The sequence below is a fragment of the Streptomyces sp. NPDC048331 genome (assembly GCF_043201215.1).
Taxonomy (GTDB): Bacteria; Actinomycetota; Actinomycetes; order Streptomycetales; family Streptomycetaceae; genus Streptomyces.
Genome location: NZ_JBICYT010000002.1, coordinates 1 through 19,768 on the forward strand (window position 1 = coordinate 1; position 19,768 = coordinate 19,768).

Sequence of the window (19,768 nt, forward strand, 5' to 3'; positions counted from 1 at the left end):
CGTACGACTTCGACGGCACACTGCGCACCGCCATGACCGCGCACCCCAAGGAAGACCCCGTGACCGGGGAACTCCACTTCTTCGGCTCCTCGCCCATCCCGCCCCACCTCGTGTACTACGTCGCCGGCGCCGACGGACACATCACCCACACCGCCGAGATCCCGGGGTCGAGTGCCGCCCTCAAGCACGACTTCGCGATCACCCGCCACTACGTGGTGTTCATCGAGGGCAGCGTCGCCTTCGACCCCACCGAGCACTCCGGTATCCCCTACGGCTGGAACGACGCGCAACCGGCCAGGATCGGCGTGATGCCCCGCGGCCCCCGGGGCGCCGAGCTGATCCGGTGGTTCGACATCGAGCCGGGCAGCATGCTGCACGCCGCCAACGCCTACGAGGACACCCTGGGCCGCATCGTGCTGGAGGGCCCGACCGTGGACCGGGAGGGCTTCCAGCTCTCCTGGGACTGGTGGGTCGGTGCCCCGGGGCGCGGCACCGAGCCCACTAGCCGTTCCTACAACCGCCGATGGGTGATCGACCTGGCCGCCGGCCGCGTCGACGAGCGGATCGTCGACGACCTCGCGATCGAATTCCCCACCCTCAACGAGGAGTTCCTGGGATCCGAGCACCGCTACCAGTACGCGATCTCCTTCCCCGACCGGAACGGGCAGGGCGGCTACGGCATCGTCAAGTACGACCGTGCCACGGGCGCCCGGGACGTCCACGAGGCGGGCGACGCGCGCCTGCCCGGCGAGGCGGTGTTCGTCCCCGCCGCGGGCGCCACCCGCGAGGACGACGGCTACCTCCTCAGCGTCGTCTCCGACCTCAAGCAGGACACCTCACAGCTGCTGGTCCTGGACGCCTCCGGGCTCGACCGGATCGCCACCGTCCACCTGCCGCGACGCGTCACCGCGGGCATCCACGGATCGTGGGTTCCGGACGGCGAGCCCGACAGCTCCGCCGGCTGACCTCGGTCACCGCAGCTGTGACAGGTCGACCGAGTCGGCGGGCGCCGGGGGCGTGGCCTCGACCGGCTCGTCGAAGGCGGAGAAGGTGGCCGCCACCCGCTCACCGGACGCGTCGGTGCCCTGGACCCGCAACAGGTACGGCTTGTCCTCGGTGGAGACCTGGTACGCGCCGGTCCTGCCGTCGCGTCGGCTGGTGACCGTGATGGCGGGGTGGCCGTCGACGGTGGTCCGGGCGCCCTTGACCAGCTGTTCGCTCGGCGGCTTCGAGGAGAACTCCTTCTTGAAGAAGTCCAGGTCGCAGAGCTGGGCGAAGTCGCGCAGCTCGACGCTGGCCGTGGTGCCGTGCAGATAGCGGCCGTTGATGAGCGCGACCGCGTCCTCGCCCGCGGCTCCCGGTGCCTGGGCTCTCAGCAGGGCGTCGTCGAGCTTCATCCAGACGTCGTCGCCCCGTTTGACGATGTCGGCCGAGCCCTTGCCGCCGGGAGGCGTGACGGTGCCGACGCAGTTGCCCTGCGAGTCGAACCGGAGATCGAGAGCCGTGGTGCCGGACGTGTTGGTCACCTTGCCCACCATGCGCATGGAGGTGACCCCGGCCATGGCCTCGCGCGAAGCCTGGGCGATGGCCTGGGCGCTGTCGTCGGCGATGCCGTTGTCGTCGGCTCGGGCCACGCCCCCGCTCGCGAACACCAACAGGCAGGCGGCTCCGGCGGTCGCGCGGCGGGCCGCTGCCGCCCTGGGTCCGGACATCGGGCATCAACTCCCTCGGGCTGCGGCGGCCGGCTGCGGGCATCACCGCTCCGCCGGCACTGCCGGTCACCTGATCAGCGTAGGGCCGGGGAGCGGTGGGCGCAGTTCGGGTGAGTTCGGCCGGACCGGGCCGGGACGCGCCCGGCGTCGGGCAGCATGGTCCCCGATCATGACCGCGCAGCACCGCCGATGGAGGTCCGATGACCGGTTCCACGTCCTTACCGCCGATGAGGGCACGCCTGGCCGTGGCGGTGACGGCCGCCGCCATCGCCCTCACGACCGCCGGGGCCGCCACCGCAGGGGCGAGCGCACCGCCACCCGAGGCGAAGGCTCCGAGCGCGTTCGTGGCCCTGAACTCGGTCGACCCGACGATCCTGCAGGACATGCGGTACCCGCGTGCGCACAACTTCGTCGGCGAGCCGATCGACGGCTACCGGCAGCCCGTCTGCCTCCTGACCCGCCCGGCCGCCCAGGCACTGCACCGGGCGCAGGTGAACCTGCTGCGCCAGGGGTACTCGCTCAAGGTGTACGACTGCTACCGGCCGCAGCGGGCCGTCGACCACTTCGTACGGTGGGCCGAGGACCTCGGCGACGAGCGGCGGAAGGCGGAGTTCTATCCGCGCGTCGACAAGTCCCGGCTGTTCGAGGACGGCTACATCGCGAAGAAGTCGGGGCACAGCCGGGGCAGCACCATGGACGTGACGCTGGTACGACTACCGGCGTTTCCGGCGCCCCGGCCGCGCCCGGGGCAGGAATCGGTGCCCTGCTACGCACCCCGGGCGGAGCGGTACCCGGACAACTCGGTGGACATGGGCACGGGTTTCGACTGTTTCGACACGCTGTCCCACACCGACGACCCGCGCGTCCGGGGGGTCCAGCGCGCGAACCGGGACCGGCTGCGGTCGGCGCTGACGGCGGAGGGGTTCGTCAACCTGCCCGAGGAGTGGTGGCACTTCACGCACAAGCCGGAGCTGTTCCCCGACACCTACTTCGACTTCCCCGTCGCGTACCGGTCGGTCGCCGGACACCGCCCCTGAGAGCGCCGGGCGGCGCTGTCAGGGGCGCGAGCGCCCGGGATGCAGGGGGCGCGGGGGCGGCGGACAGTGGAGGCGGGGCCTTCGGAAGACCGGGAGACCCGCGTGACGGATGACGACCCGACGCCCGACCGGACGGTTTCGCCTTTCATGACGGAGGCGGCCTTCCGCTCCCTCCACGCCGAGCTGCGCCGGCGGGCGTCCACCCACGCGGAGCACCGGCGCGGAGCCCTCGCCCACCTGACCCCCGAGCGCGTGGCCGCGGCGGCGGCCGACGTGCGTCACGGGCGCACCCTGTCGCTGGCGGCCCCCATCGAGACGCAGCCGGGGCCCGACGATCCGCAGCCCGCCGTCTACCGGCTGACCGCCCCGACCCCGCCCGAGACGGGGACCCCGGGGGTGCACTTCGCGCTGGACCGGTTCGCCATGAACGTGCACGGGGACGCCCACACCCATCTCGACGCCCTGTGCCACGTCGTGTTCGACGGCGAGCTCCACGAGGGCATCCCGGAGAGCCGGCTGGCGGCGGGGGGCGCCCGTGGCATCACCCTGGACCTGGTACGGGACGGGATCGTGGGACCGGGGCTCCTGCTGGACGTCCCGCGGCTGCGCGGGGTCCCCTGGCTGGAGCCCGGTGACTTCGTGGGGGTCGACGACCTCATGGCGGCCGAGGAGGCCCAGGGCGTGCGGATCGGTCCGGGCGACCTACTGCTCGTACGGGTCGGACACCGGCGCCGGCGCCACGAGAGGGGCGCGTGGGACGCGGCGCACGCCCGGGCCGGCCTGCATCCGGCGTGCATGCGGCTGCTGGCCGAGCGGCAGGTCGCCGTCCTCGGCTCGGACGGCAACAACGACACGGCCCCGAGCCCGGTGCCCGGCGTCCCCTTCCCCGTGCACGTCCTGGCTCTGCACGCCCTGGGCATGCACCTGATGGATTACCTGGACCTGGACGAACTGGCCGACGCCTGCGCGGGCCTCGGTCGGTGGCGGTTCCTGTGCACGGTGGCGCCGCTGCGGCTGCCGGGGGCCACGGGCTCGCCGGTGAACCCGATCGCCGTCCTGTGACCCGCGCCGCGCGCGTCCGGCTCCCCGCACCCCCGGGTGCCGCACGACCGGGGGACGTATACGTTCGAAGGGGACCCTGCCGCGACAGGCCCGCCCGGGCGGCGGCACCGCGAGCCGAGGACGGTGATCCGGTTGAACGACGCTGCGCACTACGATGTCATCGTCATCGGAACGGGGGCGGGCGGCGGCACGCTCGCGCACCGGCTCGCCCCGTCCGGGAAACGGGTACTGATCCTCGAACGCGGCGGCTACCTCCCCCGCGAGCGCGACAACTGGGACTCCACGGCGGTGTTCGTCAAGGGGAAGTACCGCGCTCCCGAGTTCTGGTTCGACCGGCACGGCCGCGAGTTCCCGCCCGAGGTCAACTACTACGTCGGCGGCAACACCAAGTTCTACGGCGCGGCGCTGTTCCGGCTGCGCCCGGAGGACTTCGGCGAGCTGCGCCACCATGACGGGCTCTCGCCCGCCTGGCCGATCGGGTACGAGGAGCTGGAGCCGTACTACACCCAGGCGGAGCACCTCTACCGGGTGCACGGCCGACACGGCGAGGACCCCACGGAAGGCCCGGCGAGCGCCCAGTACGCCCATCCGCCGGTGGAACACGAGCCGCGGATCCAGCAGTTGAGCGACGACCTGGAGAAGCAGGGCCTGCACCCCTTCCACCTGCCCATCGGGGTCGACCTGGTCCAGGACGCGGCCGGTCGGGCGACCCCGTCCAGCGTCTGCATCCGCTGCAACCGGGTGGACGGCTTCCCGTGCCTGGTCCGTGGCAAGTCGGACGCCCAGGTGATCTGCGTGGAGCCCGCGTTGCGGCATCCGGGTGTGGAGCTGATCACCCACGCCCACGTGGTGCGACTGGAGACCGACCCGACGGGACGCACGGTCAGTTCCGTCGTCACGCGGCTGGACGGCGGCGAGGAGGCCCGGTTCTCCGCGGACCTGGTGGTCGTGGCCTGCGGCGCGGTCAACTCCGCTGCCCTGTTGCTCGCTTCGGCGAACGACCGGCACCCGCGGGGCCTCGCGAACGCCTCGGACGTCGTCGGCCGGTTCTACATGCGCCACAACAACCTGGCCCTGATGGCCGTCTCCCGGGAGCCGAACGACACCCAGTTCCAGAAGACGCTGGCCCTGCACGACTGGTACCTGGGCGCGGACGACTGGGACTACCCGCTCGGCGGGATCCAGATGCTCGGCAAGTCGGACGCCGAGCAGATCCACGGCGAGGCCCCGCGCTGGGCCGGGGCGATCACCCCCGACATGCCCTTCGAGGTCATGGCCCATCACGCCGTGGACTTCTGGCTGTGCGGGGAGGACCTGCCGCTGCCCGACAACCGCGTCACCCTGGACGGCGACGGCCGCATCCATCTCGCGCTCGACGAGTCCCACAACACGGCCGGGCTGAAGCGGCTGCGGCACAAGCTCCAGGGCATGCTGGGCCACCTCGGCATGCACGAGCACCACCTGCTCGACCACAGCCTCTACCTGCACAAGGGCATGCCGATCGGGGCCACCGCGCACCAGGCGGGCACCGTACGGTTCGGCACCGACCCGGCCTCGTCGGCCCTGGACCTCGACTGCAAGGCGCACGACCTGGACAACCTGTACGTGGTCGACACGAGCTTCTTCCCGAGCATCGGCGCGGTCAACCCGTCCCTGACGGCCATCGCGAACGCCCTGCGGGTCGGCGACCACCTCCTGGAGCGGATGGGCTGACTCCTACGCCGGGACACCGCCGACCGGGCGAACATCCTGGGCCGGGTGGCGCAACGCGGATCTCAGCGGGCCACCGCGCCCCGCACCCGGTGATTGGGTGACGCCGGACCCGCCGGGGTGCCGTCGCCCCGACGGCACGGGGTCGCGGTACGAAGGAGGCAGTCCGTCGTGAGTTCCACCGAGGGCGTACCCCGAGGCGTGATCCCCGCGCACCTGCTCCGGGGCCAGAAGGCACTGGTGACGGGCGCGAACTCCGGCATCGGCAAGGCCACGGCGATCGGCATGGGCCGCGCCGGGGCGGACGTGGTCGTGAACTACGTGGCCGGCCGGGAGGAGGCTGAGAAGGTCGTCGAGGAGATCGCCTCCTTCGGGGTGCGCGCGGCGGCGTACGAGGCGGACGTGTCCGACGAGGCCCAGGTCGTGGCCATGACGGAGCGCATGGTCGAGGAGTTCGGGACCATCGACATCCTCGTCGCCAACGCCGGGCTGCAACGGGACTCCGCCTTCACCGAGATGACCCTCGCCCAGTGGCAGAAGGTCATCGACGTCAACCTGACCGGACAGTTCCTGTGCGCCCGCGAGGCGACGAAGGAGTTCCTGCGGCGCGGGGTCGTGCCGGAGGTCTCCAGCTCCGCGGGCAAGATCATCTGCATGAGTTCGGTGCACCAGATCATCCCCTGGGCCGGGCACGTGAACTACGCCTCCTCCAAGGGCGGCGTGCAGATGATGATGGAGACCCTGGCCCAGGAGCTCGCCCCGAAGAAGATCCGCGTCAACGCGATCGCCCCCGGCGCGATCCGGACGCCCATCAACCGCAGCGCCTGGGACACCGAACAGGCCGAGCAGGACCTGCTCAAGCTGATCCCCTACGGTCGGGTCGGCGACCCGGCGGACATCGCCCACGCGGCCGTCGGCCTCGCCTCCGACCTCATGGACTACGTGGTGGGAGCCACGCTCTACGTGGACGGCGGAATGACCCTCTTCCCGGGCTTCGCCACCGGCGGCTGACCTCCATCCGCGCAGCCCCGGGGAGGGACGCATGCACACCACGCTCCACCTGCTGGCGGAGGCGGCACCGCCGCAGATGCTGCCGGCCCGCTCGCTCATGGCCTTCACCCTCGCCTCGCACATCATCCTGGTGCCCATGGGCGTGGCGCTGCCGCTGATCACCCTGATCATGCACGGCTACGGCCTGCGGCGCGGCGACGCGACCGCCCTGCTGCTGGCGCGCCGCTGGTCGGCGGTCATGGCGGTGCAGTTCGCCATCGGCGTCGTCACGGGCACCGTCCTGTCCTTCGAGTTCGGCCTGCTGTGGCCGGGCCTGATGGGCCGGTGGGGCGATGTGTTCGGGATCGGCTTCGGCGTCGAGGCCTGGGCCTTCTTCCTGGAGGCCGTCCTCATCGCCATCTACCTGTACGGGTGGCGCAGGCTGCCCGCCCGGACCCACTTCCTGCTCGGGCTGCCGCTGCCGGTGACGGCCCTGCTCGGGGCCTTCGGCATCCTGGCGGCCAACTCCTGGATGAACACCCCGCAGGGCTTCTCCCTCGACTCCGAGGGCAATCCCGTGGACGTGGACGTCCGGAAGGCGATCTTCACGCCGATGTTCGGGCCGCAGTACTGGCACTTCGTCGTCGCGATGCTGGTCACCGCCGGATTCGTGGTGGCCGGCGTCTATGCCGTCGGCTGGCTGCGCGGGCGCCGTGACCGCTACCACCGGCTCGGCTTCACCGTTCCGTTCACGGTCGCAGCCGTGTTCACGCCCGTCCAGTTCATGCTGGGCGACGCCATCGCCCGGGCGGTGTTCCAGAAGCAGCCGGTGAAGTTCGCGGCGATGGAGATCGTCTGGAACACCGACACGCACGTCCCTGAGTACCTCTTCGGCCGCCTGCACCCCGACGGGACCGTCACCGGCGGCATCAAGATCCCGCAACTCGACTCCATCCTGGCCGGCTTCAGCCCCGACACCGAGGTGCACGGGCTGGCGACCGTACCGGCGGAGAACCGGCCCACCGTGGCCCAGGCCACCCTCATCCACTGGACCTTCGACATCATGGTCGGCATCGGCTCGGTGCTCCTGCTGCTCGTCGTCTGGTACGCGTTCGTCTGGTGGCGCCGCCGCCGGCTGCCCGCCTCGCCCTGGTTCTACCGCAGCGCCGCGTGCGCCGGCGTGGCCAGCGTCATCGCCGTCGAATGCGGCTGGATCACCACCGAGGTGGGCCGCCAGCCGTGGATCGTCTACGAGAACATGCGGGTCGCCGAAGCGGTGACCGGGGCCCGCTCCGGGTCCTTGTGGACCATGTTCGCAGTGGTCGTCGTCGTGTACGTCCTCATCTTCGGGTCCTTCCTGGCCGTGCTCCTGAAAATGCGCACCCGATGGCGCCAGGACGACGAACGAAGCCTCGAGGCGGGCACGATGGCGACACCGGAGACCGACACCCCCTACGGCCCCCGCTCCGCCGTCGCGGCCGGCGACGGCCCCGCCGCGGGCGACGGCCCCGGCGCGGCACCGACCGAGGACGGCCGGCCGTGACCGCCGCCGCAGTGGTCGCCGCCGTCCTGCTCCTCGCGGTGGCCGCCTACACGTGCGCCGGCGGCACCGACTACGGGGCGGGCTTCTGGGATCTGACGGCGGGCGGCGCGGAACGTGGCAAGCGCCCCCGGTGGCTCATCGACCACGCCATGGCCCCGGTCTGGGAGGTCAACAACGTCTGGCTGATCTTCGTCCTGGTCATCATGTGGACCGGGTTCCCGGTGTTCTTCCAGACCGTGTTCTCCGCGATGTGGCTGCCCCTGGCCCTCGCCGCCATCGGCATCGTGCTGCGCGGCGCCGGCTTCGCGCTGCGCAAGCCGACCCGCAGGATCGCCGGACGGCGGCTCTACGGAGCCGTGTTCGCCGTCTCCTCGCTCCTCACCCCGTTCTTCCTCGGTGCCGCGGCGGGCGGGATCGCCTCGGGGCGGGTGGGGCCGGGGACCGAGCCGACGGCGCACGCCTGGTTCAACCCGACCTCCGTCTTCTTCGGTCTGCTGGCCGTCGTCGGCACGGCCCTGCTCGGGGCGGTGTTCCTGGCCGCGGACGCCGTCCGCTACGAAGCACCCGACCTGCACGCCTACTTCCGCCGGCGGGGGCTGGTCGCCCTGGCCGTCTTCGCCGTGCTGGGAGCGGTCACGCTGATCGTCGCCCACGGGGACGCGCCGCACCTGTGGCACGGCCTGACCCACGGCGCCGGGCTGATCCTCCTGATCGTGTCCGTGCTGGCCACGCTCGTCACGGCCTGGCTGCTGCTGCGCACGTCCGGGGCGTGGTCCCGGCCCGCGACCGTCGTCGTGATGGCCTCGGCCGTGCTCGCGTGGGGCGTGGCGCAGCGCCCGTACCTGATCCCCCGCCGGCTGACGGTGGCCGAGGCGGCGGGGGCGCCCAGCACCCTGCACTGGCTGCTCATCGTGACCCTGGTGGCCGCGGTCCTGGTCTTCCCCGCGGTGGCCTTCCTGTACCGGCTCGACACCCGCGGCGACCTGGAGCCCCTCACGGACGCCGACCTGCGGCGCGGCGGCCCTGAGGCGGAGGGCTGACGTCGGCGGGGGGTCGGGGTCCGCGTGGCACGCTCGGGGCGCCGGAGGTGTACGGCTCGAGAGTTTTCAGGTCCGCCGATTCGGTCATGGCCAGCCGAATCGGGCTGGTCCGTCCGCGTGAGTGCGGCCGGGTCTGCCGGCCGTGCGAGATCGGCTCTCGGAGTTCCGTCCGGAGCGGGGCGTCTGCGCGGAGGAGTCTCGCCGAGAGGCGGCAATGGGGCCTTGGTCGAGACGGCCCGGGTGCCGTGGTGCGCCGGCGGCCTGTTGGGCCCGTCAGGTGGGCGACGATGCCACCGGTGACGGGCCCGACCACGGCGTGCACGCCGTGGTCGGGCCCGTGGACGCCCTCGATGTCCCGACGCGGCCGTCCCCCGGGGAGGGGCCGGCCCGCCGGGCGGCGCCTTCACCCCGTTGTTCGCGGATGCCGCGCCGTCCCTACGGCGCGGAGCCCCGGTTCAGGGCCGCGTCGAGGGTGATCGCCGCGTCGATCAGGGCGAGGTGGGTGAACGCCTGCGGGAAGTTGCCCAGTTGGCGTCCGGTGAGGTCGATCTCCTCGGAGTACAGGCCCAGGTGGTTGGCGTAGCCGAGCATCTTCTCCAGGACGAGCCGTGCCTGGTCGATCCGGCCGGCCCGGGCGAGCGCGTCGACGTACATGAAGGTGCACAGCGAGAAGGTGCCCTCGGATCCGCGCAGACCGTCCGGCGAGGCCTCGGGGTTGTAGCGGTACACCAGGCTGTCGCTGACCAGTTCCTGCTCCATCGCGTCGAGGGTGGAGCCCCACATCGGGTCCTGGGGGGTGAGGAAACCGACGGTGGGCATGCGCAGGAGCGAGGAGTCCAGGACCCGGCTGCCGTAGTGCTGGACGAACGCGCCGCGCTCCTCGTTCCAGCCCTTCTCCATGACCTGTTGGAAGATCCGGTCACGGGCGCCGCTCCAGTGCTGCGCCGGTGCGGGGCGGCCGCTGACGTCGGCGAGCCGCAGCGCCCGGTCGAACGCCACCCAGGACATCACGCGTCCGTAGGTGAAGTCCTGGGCCCCGCCGCGCGTTTCCCACAGGCCCTCGTCGGCCGAGTCCCAGTGCTCCGCCAGCCAGTCCAGCACGTGGATCAGGCCTTTCCAGCCGCGGTACCCGAGGTGGATGCCGTGTCCTTGGGCGAAGGAGATGCTGTCGAGCGCCTCGCCGTAGATGTCCATCTGGAGCTGGGTGGCCGCTCCGTTGCCGATGCGGACGGGCGCCGAGCGCTCGTAGCCCTCCCAGTGGTCCAGGCTCTCCTCCTTCAGGTCGGAGGAGCCGTCGACCGCGTACATGATGTTCAGCGGGCCGGTTTCCCCCTGCTCGCCCGCCCGTTCCTCGATCCGGTCGCCGAGCCACCCGATGAACGCCTGGGCCTCCTCCGTGAACCCCATGCCGAGCAGGGCGTAGACGGAGAACGAGGCGTCCCGGATCCAGGTGTAGCGGTAGTCCCAGTTGCGCTCGCCGCCGAGTTGCTCGGGCAGGCCGGTGGTGGGGGCCGCGACCACCGCGCCGGTGGGGGCGTAGGTCATCAGCTTCAGGGTCACGGCGGAACGCTCCACCGCCTCCCGCCAGCGGCCGGTGTAGCGGGAGGTGCTCAGCCAGTTCCGCCAGAAGCCGATGGTGGCGTGGAAGAGCTCCTCGTACTCGGCGAGGCGGATCTGCCGGGGCGGTCCGTCGGCGGCGGACTCCAGGATCAGCCCGCGCTGCTGTCCCGCTCGCAGGTTCAGGGTGAGGTGGACGTCGCGGTCACCCGCGGTCAGGAGGTGGCCGAGCCGCTCGTCGTCCGGTTCCCTGATGGTGTGCACGGTCAGGGTCGTCCCGTCGGCGGTGAACACCGCCCCGTTCTGCGTGAGGTTCAGCTCGTGCGACGTGCGCCCGTAGTCGAACCGGGGGGCGATGTCGACGTCGAAGGTCATGCTGCCGCGCACGCAGCGGACCATGCGGACGAGCCGGTGCCGTGCGGTGACCGTGGTGCCGGTCAGGGGCATGAAGTCGACCACCTCGCCGGCGCCGGCCTCGGTCATGAAACGGGTGACCAGAACCGCGGTGTCGGGCAGGTACAACTGCTTGGTCGCGTACGTCGCGTGGGCCGGGCGGACCGTGCAGTGGCCGCCCTTGCCCTTGTCCAGCAGGGCCCCGAACACGCTGGGCGAATCGAAGCGCGGACAGCAGAACCAGTCGACCACACCGTCGGAGGTCACCAGCGCCGCGGTCTGCAGGTCACCTATCAGGCCGTGGTTCTCGATCAGCGGGTACTCGTCCATCAGGGCGTCCCTTCCGGCATGCTTCCTCGCCCGGATCTCGGCCCCCCGAACCAGCGTATGTCGGGCTCGCGACACCGTCCCGCCGAGCCGGGTACGGGGTGGTCTCAGCCCTCGCTCGCGACGCCGTGGTCGGGTGCGCTCATGTCCCCGGTCGCGGGGATGCCGTCGGCGAGCCCGTAGCGCAGGTGCACGGCGCCCTTCGGGCCGGCCGCCGGGGGCGCCAGGAGGGTGAGGTTGGTGGGGACCGCGCCGTCGTCGAACACCTTCTTCCCGACGCCGAGCACGATCGGGTGCAGCCAGAGGTCGAGGCGGTCGAAGAGCTTCTCGCGCAGGAGGCTCTGTACGAGGTTCAGGCTGCCGACGACCTTCACGTTCTCGTGGCGGTCGCGGATCTCGCGCACCGCGCCGGCCAGGTCCGGGCCGAGCTGGGTGGAACCGGCCCACGAGAGGTCGGGCCTGCCGCGAGAGGCCACGTACTTCGGGACGCGGTTGAAGAGCGTGGCGATCTCGTTGTCCTCGCCGCCCTGCTGGTGCGGCCAGTAGGCGGCGAAGATGTCGTAGGTCCGGCGGCCGAGCAGGAGGGCGTCCGTGCCCTCGTACGCGGCGCCGATCTGCGCCCCGGCCACCTCGTCCAACAGGGGCGCCTGCCAGCCGCCGAACGGGAACCCCACCGGGTCCTCGTCGGGGCCGCCGGGCGCCTGCCCGACGAGGTCGAGGGTCGCGAACATCTCGATGTGGATGAGGCCCATGGCTTGCTCCCGGTGAGTCGGTCGTCTCCGTCAAGGGATAGACCCGCGCGGGGCCGCGAACTCATCGCCGCGCCGGGAACCCGGCCGCTACCGCGCCGCCGCGCCCTCGGACGGCACCTCGCGGGCGCTCGGGACGGCCGGCCCGGGTCGCGTCGGCGGTACGGTCCCCGGGTGCGGTGCCGCCTCGCCGGCCGGGTGGACGGAGGCGAAGGTGAACGCGCGGGGGGACGGCCCGTGCTCCCGCAGGTCCGCCAGGCGCTCCAGGGCCTCACCGACGGTCGGGAGATGTCCGGCCGGGACCCACCACAGCACCATGTGTGCCTCGACGTGCCGCGCGAACCATTCGCGGCGCCGCCGCATCACCTCCAGGTGGCCGCTGCGGTAGGTGAAGTCCCACAGGGCCTCCCGCGTCTCCCATACCGACAGGTTGACGATGACGTTCTCCCCCGCCGGGCGCAGGCCGGTGGCGTCGGCCGCCCCCTCCTCCACGAGCCGCCAGACGAAGCCGGGTGCGGCGTCGGCGGCGGCGTTGACCGGATCGAGCATCTCGACGAAGGGGGTCGTGCGCGGGTCGTCGAAGGGGTGGAGGAGCGTGGCGACGTTGAGCTGGGCGAGGTGGGCGGCGTGCGGGGATTCGGTCATGGCCTCATCCCAGCACAGCTCCGATTTCTATGTCAACGCTCATTGTTTTTAGAATCCTCCAGCACCACGCAGCACTCCCCCGGCCGGGCGTCCATCCGCGCGCGGACCGGGCCGTCGGCGCCGAGCAACCCCTCCAGCAGCGCGAGATTCATGCCGCAGACGAGCGGCGGAAAGCGCTCGGCCACGGCGTGGAAGGGGCAGTTGCGCATCCGGACGACGCGCGCGGCCTCCTCGTCCCCGTCGGGGGCCTCCACGTGCGGTTCGTAGCCACGGGCGGCCAGTACCTCCATGGCCTCCGCGAGGCCTCCGCAGGGCTCCGCCGAGCCGCGCAGGCCCTCACCCCGGCGGCGCGCGGCGGCGCACAGCTCGGCGTCCAGCCCGGCCCGCTCGGCCGCCTCGGCGAGCAGCTCGGCGGCGGTGCGGTAGTCGCGGGCGGGCAGGGACACCGACCGCTCGCCCCGGGCCCGCGTGTACACCTTGGCCGGCCGACCGGCCCCCGGCCCCGAGCGACCCGTGAGCCGGCGACTGCCGCTCTCCAGCAGCCCGACCTGGGTCAGCTTGTCCAGGTGGTGCGCGGCGAGGGTGCGGGCCACCCCGGCCGCCTCGGCGGCTTCGTTGCGGCCGACCTCGCGACCCTGGGCCACCACGTACTCGTACAGACGGCGCCGCACCGGATCCTGCAACACCGCGATCGCATCGATATCCTTCACCCGGCCATTCTAGGAACAATGCGGATTGGACATAGAAGGCGAAGCGCACCCCGGCCGGGCCCCGCCACGGCGGACTACCAGCGCATGCGGACGTCCTCGGCCCAGCCCAGCAGCCGGTCCACCTCGATCCGCTCGCCGTCGTCCGTGTGGACCGTGCCCGTGTAGTGGCCGAAGCACTGGTCCGTGCGGTTGGCGAGGAGACCGATGTCGGTGCGGGTGTGGCGGTTGTGGAACGGCGTGAACACCAGGTCCACCGGGCCCCGTCCCGGTCCCGGGCCGCGGATCGACCACGGCGCCAGGTGGTCGCGGCCGGACCGGTGCCACTCCAGCTCCTGGCCGATCTTGCTGATCCGGCCGTCCACGCACACCGCGTTCTCGGTCGCTCCGGTGCCGCGCGTCCAGCGGCCGCCGAACTGCAGCCCGACGGTGCGGCCGTCCGTACGCCCGGAGGCGGCACCCCAGTTCCACGCCACCGAGCGGGGCCACCGGCCCCGCCCGTGGTCGAGGGTGCCCCAGGCGTCCTCGCCGAACGCCAGCACGTCGTCCCCGATGCGGACCGTGCCGGACGCGGGCCGGGCCGTGTGCTTGGAGGTGTACTGGAAGCGGCGTTCGTCCCAGGGCACCACCACGGAGAGGGTCTCGTGCCCGGCGGGCATCCCGACGAGGAGGTCCACCTCCACCGGCAGGCCCCGCGGACCCAGGCAGCGGGCCCGCAGACGCGTGGCGGGGCCCTCGCCGCGGATCTCGATCCGTACCTGGCCCCTGACCGGCCGCGGCGGTCCGACGACGAGCGCGGGTGACCCCGGATCCGGAGCTCCCGCGACGGTGTCGGGGAGTCGGACGCCGAACCCACCGGGAACGATCGCCGTCCGCTCGAACTCCCGGCCGCCCGGCCCGTATTCCAGGACGTAGATCGAGTTCAGGGCCAGGAAGTCGAGGTCGCTCACGGTCAGGGCCACCAGATGGGTCGGCGTGGTCACGCACCAGTACTCCCACCGCTTCGTCCGCCCCCAGCCGGGAATCCGGCAGCGGTGCAACGGAGTGCGTGACCAGCCGATCGCCTGCGGGGCGATCCTTCCGTCGGCGCGGCACAGGTCGACGGGAGCGACGATCTCACGTTCGTGCGTGGACATGACCGGACCCTACCGGCCGGGGCTCCACCGGACCGGGCGGTCGCGAGAACGACGGCGCGAACCGCGCACCCCCGACCTGGCGACGGGCGCGCGGAACCTCAGGACGGGCGCCGGTCGACCAGGGCGTACAGGCCGGAGATCTCGGCGCCGCGGCGCCGCTTGGCCTCGACCGTCGTCATTCCCGCGTGCAGGGCGGTCGTGCCGTGGGCGTAGGCGTCCTCGACGGGCAGGTAGTACATGAGGTTGAAGTACAGGTGGGGTGTGGGGTGCCGGCGGTCGTGGGCGACCGCGCGGATCCATGTGGTGCTCCCGTAGTGGTAGTAGAGACAGAAGCCGATCATCCGGTGTGCGTCGTAGGCGGCCACCACCCGCGCCTCGCCGCCCATCGCCGTCGCCTGCCGTTTCAGCAGACCGGTCATGGCGTCGACGCCGTCCCGGTCGTGCCCGTGGTCCTGTTGGTGGCCGGCGAGGAGGACGCCCGCCTCCTCGAAGCAGTCCGCGAGCACCTGTCGACGTACGTCGAGGGCGGCCGCGGCGAACGCGCGGCGTTCGCGGCGTACGCCGACGCGGCGCTGCGAGGGCAGAGCGGCGATGTAGTCGTCGATGCCCGTGCCGGGCAGCGGGATGAGGGCGTCGTCCTCCAGGTGGTGGACCGGGTCCGGGTAGAGGGGGGCGAGCCGGGTGGCGGCCGGGGCGGTGAGGTAGGGCCACCAGTGCGTCGTGCCGTGGCGGTCGGCGAAGCCGCGTACGGCGTCCCGCAGGAGGGCGAGGCAGGCGTCCCGCAGCCCGGGGCCGAGGCCGGCGGCGGTGAGCGGGGTGTTGTGGTAGCCGCGCCGCGCACCGGCGATCACGCGGGGCCGCAGGTGCGGGGGCAGTACGGTCTCGGGCCGGTAGCTGTCGTTCGGCTCCTCCCGCACCAGATGGAGGGGGGCGGCGGCGAGCAGGGAGCCGTCGAGGTCCCGTACGAGCGCGTAGGCGCGGGTGGCGGTGGGGTCCTCCTCCTCGCCGGCGAGCCACCGGTGGGAGAGGTAGAGGCCCGCCGGCCGGGCGAGCTGCTCCCACTCGGCGGCGGGTACCTCATGGATGGAGTCGACGATGCTCGTGATCAACGGGGATTCCTCCGGCGGTGGCGGTTGGGGGCCTTGAGAGCGGGCGCGGCGAGTACGGCGATCAGGCATGCGGCGGCCTCGACGCCCCACGGGAGGAGGGGGCCGATCTCCAACAGTGCGGTGAACAGGGCGGGGGCGGCGACCATGCCCATGGCCCACGAGAACTGGTACAGGCCTTGTGTGAAGCCCCCGGCCGCTTGCGGGGTGAGGCTCACGGACAGTTCGCTCAGCGCCGGGCCGAGGAGGATCTCCGCCAGGCTGAACAGGACGATCGCCACGAGGAGGGCGGCCCAGGCGGTGGAAGCGGCCCCGGGCAGGGCGGGCAGCGCGAACGCCCCCATGCCGAGGGCCATGATCAGGTATCCGGCGGTCACGGCGTGGCGGGGCACCTTGGGCGCGATGTGCGCGGTGACGGCGGTCGAACACGCGGAGACGATGACGGTGTTGACGACGAACAGCACGCTCGCCGCCGAGGCGGGGAGCTCCAGGGCGCGGGTGGTGTAGACGGCGACGAGGACGGCGAGGGCGGCCTGCGCGAGGACGTAGGGGAGGTTGACGGCCACGAGCAGGAGGTAGCGGCGGGTGTGGTCGGACCGGGACACGAGGGCGCTCGGCGGTGTGTCGTCCGGCCGGGGTGGGGTGGTGGTGAGCGCGGCGAAGCAGGCTGCGGCCAGGAGGTAGGTGGCGGCGTCGACGGCGATCATCCAGCGCAGCGAGCCGTTCCCGAACACCGTCAGGGCGCCGACCGCGGCGGCGGATCCGGCGGCGAGACCGACGTTGCGCAGCGAGCCGGTGAAGGCGAACCAGGAGCGGCGTTCGTCGGCTCGGGTGACGTGTGTGATCAGGGTGCGCTGTGCGGTGAAGTACATGTTGATGCCGGCCTGGACGAGGACGTACACGCCGGCGACGTGCCACGGCTCGCGGGCGAGCAGGAACAGGGCGAACCCGGCGGCGGAGAGGAGGTTCGCCCACACCACGACATGTCGGGGGCCGATGCGGTCCATCAGGCGTCCGGCGAGGAACGTGACGGGCAGGGCGAGGGCCTGACCGATCGTCATCGCCGCGCCGACGCGCGCCAGGGGCAGCCCTTGGACATCGGTGAAGTACAGCAGTCCCAGGGGCAGGAGCATGCCGTTGCCGACGGAGTCGATCAGGTTGCCGGTGATGAACAGGCCGTGCCCGCGCAGGGTGGGCAGGCCGAGGCGGTCCGCCGCGGAGCGAGAGCGGCGGGTGTCGGTGGCCGTGCTCACCGGTGCAGCAGGGCGGTGATCTTGCCCATGATCTCGGCCGCGGGGAAGCCGGTGGCCTCGTGCAGCTCCCTCAGGGCCTTCACGGTGCGGTCCTCCTCGCCCTCGGGGAGGGTGATCACGACGATGTCCCCGTGCGAGGCGCCGTCGATGACCAACTCGTGGACGGTGACCACCTCGACCCGCCGGCGGAGTTCGGCGACCACCGCCGGCGGGATGCCGTCCCCGGCGAGGAACTCGACGGCCCAGCGGACCCGTCGTGCCGCGTCTCCGGGGAGCGGGAGGCCGCGGGCCATCCGGGCGAGAGAGGTGAAGGTATTGGTGTCGGACGCGGCGCAGGAGAGGGTGGTGGCGCCGCCGATGCGCGGGTTGACCTCCAGGATCACGAACCGGCCGCCCGTGTAGATCATGTCGACGTTCACCGACCCGTGCACTCCCAGGCCTCCGCAGAAGTCCCGCAGGGCGCGGGCCACTTCGGTGAACGCGGCGTCCGCTTCCGGGCGGGGGCCGCACCAGCGCAGATCGGCGAAGGTGAACACCGGTTCCGCCCCGGCGCGTCCCGTCCAGCACAGGGGAAGGACCTGGTAGGAGCCGGGGTGCCCCACGATGTCCACGCTGCACAGGTCGCCTTCGACGACCTCCTCGACCACCGTGGACACCGCGGACGCCGACTGCGACTCCCCCGGTGACACCGCGTCCGGCACGGCTCCCGGCGCCGCCCGGCCGGGGGCGCGGTAGGTGTCGAGGTGGGCGTCGAGGTCGGCGGGCGAGCGCAGGGTGCGGATGCCCATGCTGGTCGAGTCCCATACGGGCTTCGACAGCAGCGGATAGCCGATCCGTTCGGCCTGGGCGCGCAACGCGTCGCGGTAGCCGGGCACCGGGAGTCCCCGTCCCGCCGGCAGGTCGGAGTCGATCCGGAACCCGTCGGGCACCGGCAACCCGGCCTGCCGGCAGAGCTGTTTGGTCTCCCACTTGTCCACCAGCAGCATCGTCGCCGCGAGCGGGGTCATGACCGTGGGGATGCCCGCGGCGTCCAGGAAGGTCTTGGCCGCGGCGTCCCGCAGCGCGTTCTCGCAGGGCAGCGAGATCGACACCGCCGCGTCCGCCCCCCAGGCGGCGACCGCGTCCGCGAGCTCCCGGGGCGTCACCCCCCGATCGAGTCGTTCGCGGTAGCCGGGGAAGTCGTCGTCACCGACGGTACCGCTGGTGTGGAACAACCCGGCCTCGATCCCGTCGGCCGCGAGCGCGCGTACGGCCTGCTGGACGTAGGGGTCGGCGCGCTGGATGCGCACCGATCGTAAGAACGCGATCTTCCGCACCCGCTTCAGCCCATCTCCACTCGGGACCGGGCGGCCACCCGCTCGGCCAACCCGCGCGCCTGATCCGCCGTTTCCGCACGGGCCACCACGTGCCCGATCCGGCAGCTCGAATCCGCCGGCTCCGGCACCACCGCCCCGGGGCGAAGGTGCGCCTCGCTGTGCGTACCGGGCAGTTCCGGGATGACCACCTGGCGCAGCACCCCGCCGCGCTCGGGCAGCAGGAAGCGGATCGACGCCGCGTCCGTGCGGGTGGGAACGGTGTCGGGCACCAGGCCGAGCACGGCCTGGAGGTGGGCCACGGCCTCGCTCACGCCGGTCGCGGCCTCGACGACCTCGCACAGGTTGTCCCCCGGGAGGCGGGCGCCGGTCTCGATCACGTACGGCGTCCGCGTGCCCGGTGGAATCTTGACCTCCGTGTGCGCGATGCCGTTGCGGACGCCGACGGCGAGCGCCGCCCGTGCGGCGATGTGCTGCACCTTCCTGACCAGCGGCGCGGGCAGACCGCACGGGCAGGTGTGCCCGGTCTCGATGCGGTACCGGCCCGCGGTGGTGTCCTTCGCGACGACCGGCAGGGGGTAGGCCACCCCACCCGCGACCACCGTGTCGCAGGAGTACTCCCCCCCTGGGATGTACTCCTGCAACAGGACCCGCGTGTCGAGCTCCAGGCCGTGCGGGTGGGCGTGCGTGTACCGCTGGGCCGCGCCGACCGCGTCGGCGAGCCGGGCCGCGACCTCCGGGGCCTCCGGGCCGTCGACCACGGACACGCCCCACGAGCCGCCCTGCTCCGCGGGCTTCACCACCAACGGCCATCCGAGCCCGTGCGCCCGAGCCGCCCGGTACGCCTCGGCGGCGTCGTGTGCGACCGCCGAACGAGGTGCGGGGATCCCGGCCGCCGCGAACGCCTCCCCCATCTCGATCTTGTTCCTGGCCGCCCACGCGAGCCCGGGATCGTTGCCGGGCAGCCCGATCCGGTCGGCGAGCAGCGCGGCGAGCGGGGTGAACAGCTCGAAGCAGGGGGCGACACCGGCGATGGCGTGCTGCCGGCAGAAGGCGGCCATGTCCTCCAACGCCTGCGGGACGTCCGTCAGATCGGTCACGCACACCCCCACCAGGGCGGCCCGCAGCCGGTCCGGGTAGCCCTCGTGGACGTCCTTGTGGGTGGCCGCGTACAGGCGCACCCCCAGCCGGTCGGCCGCCTCGACGAGGAACCGCCCCGCGTTCCCCATCGGCTCGATCACCAGCACTCCCGGCCCGCTCGGGCCCGCCCCGTTCTTCATTCCTCCAGCAAAGCGGCGAGGTGGGTGCGGCGGCTATCGGCCCGACAGACGAAAAGAACTCGCCGTACGGCGTGGGCTTTTGGAGCAACTGCCAACGAACCGGTCAGTAGGCACGGGGTATTTGGTGCGCCCACCCGATGGAATCGGACAAGCGTCCCGTGATCGGATCGCCAGGCCGGGGAAACCCGCGCCGGCAACCCGTACGGGA

At 72.4% G+C, this 19,768-nt stretch carries 17 protein-coding genes; 7 read left to right on the forward strand and 10 right to left on the reverse strand.

The window, feature by feature from the left end; genetic code table 11:
• Positions 1 to 965 (forward strand): carotenoid oxygenase family protein (locus tag ACGFYY_RS03510; RefSeq protein ID WP_393706845.1); only part of this gene is annotated, 965 nt, incomplete at its 5' end.
• Between the two features lie 6 nt (positions 966 to 971).
• Here ACGFYY_RS03510 and ACGFYY_RS03515 read toward each other — a convergent pair.
• On the reverse strand, positions 972 to 1,712 hold the full coding sequence (locus tag ACGFYY_RS03515) for a hypothetical protein (RefSeq protein WP_393706846.1): 741 nt from the start codon (positions 1,710 to 1,712) through the stop codon (positions 972 to 974).
• A 227-nt stretch (positions 1,713 to 1,939) separates the two neighbouring features.
• On the opposite strand from ACGFYY_RS03515, the gene ACGFYY_RS03520 reads away from it, so the two are divergent.
• The 6 genes from ACGFYY_RS03520 (at position 1,940) to ACGFYY_RS03545 (ending at position 9,094) form a co-directional block, all read left to right on the forward strand.
• Positions 1,940 to 2,749 carry a M15 family metallopeptidase gene (locus ACGFYY_RS03520; protein ID WP_393707305.1) on the forward strand — a complete coding sequence of 270 codons (810 nt, stop codon included), beginning with the start codon at positions 1,940 to 1,942 and terminating at the stop codon, positions 2,747 to 2,749.
• A gap of 147 nt (positions 2,750 to 2,896) precedes the next feature.
• Positions 2,897 to 3,811 (forward strand): cyclase family protein, encoded by a 915-nt coding sequence (locus ACGFYY_RS03525; protein WP_393707306.1) that lies wholly within the window; start codon positions 2,897 to 2,899, stop codon positions 3,809 to 3,811.
• A gap of 132 nt (positions 3,812 to 3,943) precedes the next feature.
• Positions 3,944 to 5,524, forward strand: a complete 1,581-nt coding sequence (locus tag ACGFYY_RS03530; protein ID WP_393706847.1) for a GMC oxidoreductase — start codon at positions 3,944 to 3,946, stop codon at positions 5,522 to 5,524.
• Between the two features lie 213 nt (positions 5,525 to 5,737).
• Positions 5,738 to 6,532, forward strand: coding sequence for an SDR family oxidoreductase (locus tag ACGFYY_RS03535; RefSeq protein WP_393707307.1), 795 nt, complete (start codon positions 5,738 to 5,740; stop codon positions 6,530 to 6,532).
• A 31-nt stretch (positions 6,533 to 6,563) separates the two neighbouring features.
• The gene (locus ACGFYY_RS03540; protein ID WP_393706848.1) at positions 6,564 to 8,054 is read left to right on the forward strand and encodes a cytochrome ubiquinol oxidase subunit I; all 1,491 of its coding nucleotides are present in this window, start codon (positions 6,564 to 6,566) and stop codon (positions 8,052 to 8,054) included.
• Positions 8,051 to 9,094, forward strand: a complete 1,044-nt coding sequence (locus ACGFYY_RS03545; protein ID WP_393706849.1) for a cytochrome d ubiquinol oxidase subunit II — start codon at positions 8,051 to 8,053, stop codon at positions 9,092 to 9,094. The genes ACGFYY_RS03540 and ACGFYY_RS03545 overlap by 4 nt, the downstream gene beginning before the upstream one ends.
• Positions 9,095 to 9,529: 435 nt before the next feature.
• On the opposite strand, the gene ACGFYY_RS03550 is transcribed toward ACGFYY_RS03545, so the two are convergent.
• From ACGFYY_RS03550 to ACGFYY_RS03590, 9 genes are all read right to left on the reverse strand, one after another.
• Positions 9,530 to 11,374, reverse strand: coding sequence for a glycoside hydrolase family 15 protein (locus ACGFYY_RS03550; RefSeq protein ID WP_393706850.1), 1,845 nt, complete (start codon positions 11,372 to 11,374; stop codon positions 9,530 to 9,532).
• A gap of 104 nt (positions 11,375 to 11,478) precedes the next feature.
• Positions 11,479 to 12,123: a dihydrofolate reductase family protein gene (locus tag ACGFYY_RS03555; protein WP_393706851.1), complete on the reverse strand. Its 645-nt coding sequence runs from the start codon at positions 12,121 to 12,123 to the stop codon at positions 11,479 to 11,481.
• Positions 12,124 to 12,210: 87 nt separating this feature from the next.
• Positions 12,211 to 12,765: a DUF3291 domain-containing protein gene (locus ACGFYY_RS03560; protein ID WP_393706852.1), complete on the reverse strand. Its 555-nt coding sequence runs from the start codon at positions 12,763 to 12,765 to the stop codon at positions 12,211 to 12,213.
• A gap of 32 nt (positions 12,766 to 12,797) precedes the next feature.
• On the reverse strand, positions 12,798 to 13,475 hold the full coding sequence (locus ACGFYY_RS03565) for a helix-turn-helix transcriptional regulator (RefSeq protein WP_393706853.1): 678 nt from the start codon (positions 13,473 to 13,475) through the stop codon (positions 12,798 to 12,800).
• 74 nt (positions 13,476 to 13,549) lie between these two features.
• Entirely contained in the window at positions 13,550 to 14,608 is a 1,059-nt protein-coding gene (locus ACGFYY_RS03570) for a DUF2804 domain-containing protein (protein ID WP_393706854.1), read from the reverse strand.
• Between the two features lie 98 nt (positions 14,609 to 14,706).
• Positions 14,707 to 15,717, reverse strand: a complete 1,011-nt coding sequence (locus ACGFYY_RS03575) for a peptidogalycan biosysnthesis protein (protein WP_393706855.1) — start codon at positions 15,715 to 15,717, stop codon at positions 14,707 to 14,709.
• Complete coding sequence (locus ACGFYY_RS03580; protein ID WP_393706856.1) at positions 15,714 to 16,967, reverse strand: MFS transporter; 1,254 nt, start codon at positions 16,965 to 16,967, stop codon at positions 15,714 to 15,716. The genes ACGFYY_RS03575 and ACGFYY_RS03580 overlap by 4 nt, the downstream gene beginning before the upstream one ends.
• Complete coding sequence (locus ACGFYY_RS03585) at positions 16,964 to 18,256, reverse strand: acetyl-CoA carboxylase biotin carboxylase subunit family protein (RefSeq protein WP_393706857.1); 1,293 nt, start codon at positions 18,254 to 18,256, stop codon at positions 16,964 to 16,966. The genes ACGFYY_RS03580 and ACGFYY_RS03585 overlap by 4 nt, the downstream gene beginning before the upstream one ends.
• A gap of 32 nt (positions 18,257 to 18,288) precedes the next feature.
• Positions 18,289 to 19,560, reverse strand: coding sequence for an ATP-grasp domain-containing protein (locus ACGFYY_RS03590; protein WP_393706858.1), 1,272 nt, complete (start codon positions 19,558 to 19,560; stop codon positions 18,289 to 18,291).
• Between the last annotated feature and the right edge of the window lie 208 nt (positions 19,561 to 19,768).